Source organism: uncultured Campylobacter sp., assembly GCF_937949835.1.
GTDB lineage: Bacteria > Campylobacterota > Campylobacteria > Campylobacterales > Campylobacteraceae > Campylobacter_B.
The window spans coordinates 1-4257 of record NZ_CALEDC010000470.1; the positions used below are offsets into that span (position 1 = coordinate 1).

Sequence of the window (4257 nt, forward strand, 5' to 3'; positions counted from 1 at the left end):
TTTTAAGGGAGCCTAGCAAAGCTCCGGGAGAGGCGATCGTAACGTTTAGCGTAGAAGATACCGGCATTGGAATTTCTGAAGATAAGCTCGCAAATGTATTTAACGCCTTCTCTCAGGCTGACTCTACGATCACACGCAAATACGGCGGAACAGGTCTTGGACTTACGATTTCGTCGAAATACGTAGCGATGATGGGCGGTAAGCTTCAGGTTAAATCTACCGTAGGAAAGGGTACTAGATTTTACTTCACCCTTGCTTTTAAAGAGACTCAAAAGACTGATGCGGACGCAGTATTTGAAAGCATCAAAGGATTAAATTTCGCGCTTTTAGCCGATAGCGCCGATACGATGTATAATGATATCGTTAAAAATTATATCAGCAAGCTAGGCGGTAAAATTTCGATATTTAATACGAACGCACAGTTCCGCTCAGCGCAAAATAATAACAAATATGACGCTCTTATCACTAGATTTAAGAATTACGGCGAGGTTAGCGATATATTGAGTATGCCTACGATCTTGACTCTTAAGCCAAAAGAGCTTCAAAGTATTAGTATTTCAAATTCTAAAATTTTTACCCTCACAGAGCCTTTTAACTTAACTAAATTCGTTAAGACGCTAGATAAAATTTCAAAATCCGGAATTGCTCTAAGTAGATCGGATTTTGCTCCACAGACGCATGAGATTAAGCTGGATGCCGAGGTAGAAAAGCCTATCGTCGCTGATGAAATGATTATGGAAGAGCCGGTAGTAAAAGAAAGGCCTATCATCAACAAGCTCGATGAATTACGACATGCTACTACTTCGTCGGCAGACGAGCTACGCGCTATCTTGCAAAGCAGAAGACGTACGCATGATGCCGAGGCTCATTCTGCGCATAAAGAGGAGGCTGTTAGTAAGCCTAGTATTGCTCAAGAGCTCAAAAAAGAAGCTCCTAAAGCAGAAGAGCCGGTCATTAAGCCTATAGATATCGAGCCTATGAGTGATATCAAGATTGAAAAGACAGAGCCTGAATCACCAAAGATCAATATTGATATTCCTGAAATAGTAATCCCGCACGCAGAAAAGCCAAAAGTAGAGCCTTCAAGCACAAAGGATGCCCAGACCGATATCGATGAGCCTATTTCTTTGGAAATTCCTGATGATTTTGTGGGACTCAAAACACATGCGACGCAGACCCAGGCTCCTAAAGCCGAAACTCCTAGCATCGATCTTTCTGATATCGAAATAGAGCTTCCTAAGATTAAAAAAGAGGAAGAAGAAGTAAGGGCTGAGCCTGCGAAAGTAGAAATTCCAAAGGCTAAGGTTGAGACGCCTAAGGCTGAGATTGAAATTCCTGATATAGATATCGATCTTTCGGATATCAAACCGAGCGTCAAAGCGCAAGAGCCTGTTAAAAAGGTTGAAAATCCAAGCGTAGAAGAAGAAATTCCTGTAGCCGTTAAAACTGAGCCTGAAATTCCTATCGCTAAAGCTTCGAAGCCTGATACTTCAAGTGTTTCTGCTCATGAAGATGAAATTTCAAATGTTAAACTTTCAGAACCTGAAATTCCAACTAAAAAGATAATTGAACCAGAATCTATCGCAGTTGAGCCAGAGCCGGTAGCAATTGAGCCTGAACTAAAACCTATCGAGCCAAAACTTGAAGAGGTTAAACAGGGACCTTCAAATATCGAGTCTGAACCGGTAACGCCAGTAGTAGAACCAGCGGCTCAAAATATCCCTACCGAAGAGCCGAGTATTGAGCCAGAGCCTGTAGATATTCCGAAGGTGGAGCCTGCTACTCAAAACGACCATGTCGAAGAGCCTGAGATTGAGCCTGTTAGCGTAAAAGTCGAACCGGTAGTTATCCCGCAGCCTGAGGAAGAGGAGATGGTCGAGGTGCCCGTTACCGTATACGAAGACGAGCAACAGGAAGAAACCATTATGGTCGAAGAGGATGTCGAAGTCGAAGAAGAGGTTGAAGTGCCGGTAGAGCGAAATCCTGCCGATGAAAATGTACCTTTGGTCAATAGAAAATATAACGCCAAAATCCTTATTGCGGAGGATAATGAGATCAATCAAAAGCTTATGAAGCATACGTTAAATAGCTTTAATATGAATTTGACGATAGTCGAAAACGGACTTTTGGCGCTGGAAGCCAGAAAAGCCAATAACGACTATGATCTCATATTTATGGATATTTCGATGCCTGTTATGGACGGTATCGAATCTACAAAACAGATCAAACAATACGAGCACGAGAATAATCTCCGCCACATCCCGATCGTGGCTGTTACTGCCAATGCGCTAAAGGGCGATAGAGAGAAATTTATGGCAGCAGGGCTTGACGAATACTGCACCAAGCCGATCAAAAAGGATATCTTAGCCCAAATGCTAGATAATTTTATCGGCGATAAACGATCTGATGCAGCGCCAGCCGGTGGAACTACAAAGAAGCTGGTTAAAAAGCTTGTCAAACGCCAAGTGCCTAAGACGGTCATTAAAACTGTCAAAGTGCCAAAGACGATAATGAAGCTAGTTCCTAAAAAAAGCATAGTTTCCGATGACGTAGTGAAAGCTAAGGGTGCGCGTGTGCCGACAAAAGATATACTTATATGCAAGGCAAACATTATGGAAAGTAAAATTTTTGCCAGCATATTAAAACATCAGTATAAAGACGTAGAAATTGCGGGCAATTTCGACCAGCTTATTTCTATGGCGGCTACGGGTAGTTATAAGCTTGTTTTGATTGATAAAAAGCTAGCAGGGCTAGACTTAGCGGCGTTAGAGAGCTTACGCCGAAAAGCGCCTGCGACTAAGCTAGTTCTGTTTTCTAACGACAACGATGAAAATCCACTATTTAGCGAAGTCGCTAGTTACAATATCACCAAGTCGGGTCTTGAGAAACTCGCACAAAAATATATATAAGGATGAGGTCTTAAATGAGAGATTTGAAAGTTTTAACGGTTGATGACGACGCTATAAATTTAAAGCTACTTGAAGTTATGCTAAAAAAATACGGCAAATTCCAAACCATACTCCAAGCCAAAAACGGCTTGGACGCCCTTGCCGTACTCGAAGTTCAGCCCGTTGATTTGATTTTATTAGATATCGTAATGCCTGTGATGAATGGGCTGGAATTTTTAGATAATCTTCACGCTAGAGAAAGTATAGCTCATATCCCCGTCATCGTCCTTACGACGGACGAGACCGCTAAACGAGAGGCTTTAAATAAGGGTGCTTATGACTTTATGACAAAGCCCATCAACGACAAAGATCTTCACAAAAAACTAGACGATGTTATGAATATTATCGGCGATTAAATTGCCGATTTTGTCCTCGTAGCTCAGTAGGATAGAGCGCAAAATTCCTAATTTTGAGGCCACAGGTTCGAATCCTGTCGGGGACACCACCCATCAAATTTCCCCCCTATTTTTAGTTTTTTGATTTTTTTAAAAGCCCTGTTTTACGGCTTTTTCAAATTTTTTCAAAAAAATTTCAAATACTAAAAACGATAGATTATACAGGTAGTTTAAGAGAAACTACTATATATTAAAAAATGTATAGTAGTTCTTAAGCTTGTTAAACTCTTTGGAAACTTTTATAATTTGTCCTATGAAACTATATTAAATTTTAAAGGACAAGCAGTTATGAAGGTTTTTTCTAAAATTAAAGACGATCCGACTTTTAAACAGATCTCGATAAAGTCATTTAAGCGCATTATCTACTCTTTTTTTATCGTGCTTCGCTTTTAAAATTTTCATAATGCACATCTGCTCCTTTGTGATAGATTTTGTGGTGAATTTAAATATTACCAGTCTATTATAACGGGAGAATAAAAAATGGTAGGAAGCTTTGTTGCTTTTTCCGAGACCTCGTTGTTCTCACGAGGCTCTATTCATCATCGCTTCTTATCGAAAAGGCTTGGTGATAGAGAATGGTAAAATCTGATATTGCGGATGTTTTGAGGGGTCGAAAAATAGGGAATTATGAAGGGACAAGGTATTCGTTTTTAGATTGTGTTTTGTGGAAGGATTTTTACAAAAAGATCGAGATTACGGGTATGATAAAATATGAAATCTCAATTAGCACTAAAATCCAAGAGATTTTACCCGAAAATTTAAAAAATTAATGTATTATTACCAATTTTAATTTGATAGCTCCTAGTGGAAGACAAAGCCTATAAAAAGCGAATATATGCCAATAGATGCTTTTGTCATGCTTAAACTATAAAGTTTTTTTGCGGCGATATTCCAATTGTAAAAAATAGGCGCAA

2 protein-coding genes and 1 tRNA gene are annotated in these 4257 nt (G+C 39.7%); all 3 read left to right on the forward strand.

Features of this window, described 5'->3' with window-relative positions:
* On the forward strand, positions 1-2909 hold a 2909-nt coding region (locus Q0256_RS10455), incomplete at its 5' end, for a response regulator (RefSeq protein ID WP_297962802.1).
* 14 nt (positions 2910-2923) lie between these two features.
* Complete coding sequence (locus Q0256_RS10460; protein ID WP_005869488.1) at positions 2924-3304, forward strand: response regulator; 381 nt, start codon at positions 2924-2926, stop codon at positions 3302-3304.
* A gap of 12 nt (positions 3305-3316) precedes the next feature.
* A tRNA-Arg gene (locus tag Q0256_RS10465) sits at positions 3317-3393 on the forward strand.
* The last annotated feature ends 864 nt before the right edge of the window (positions 3394-4257 follow it).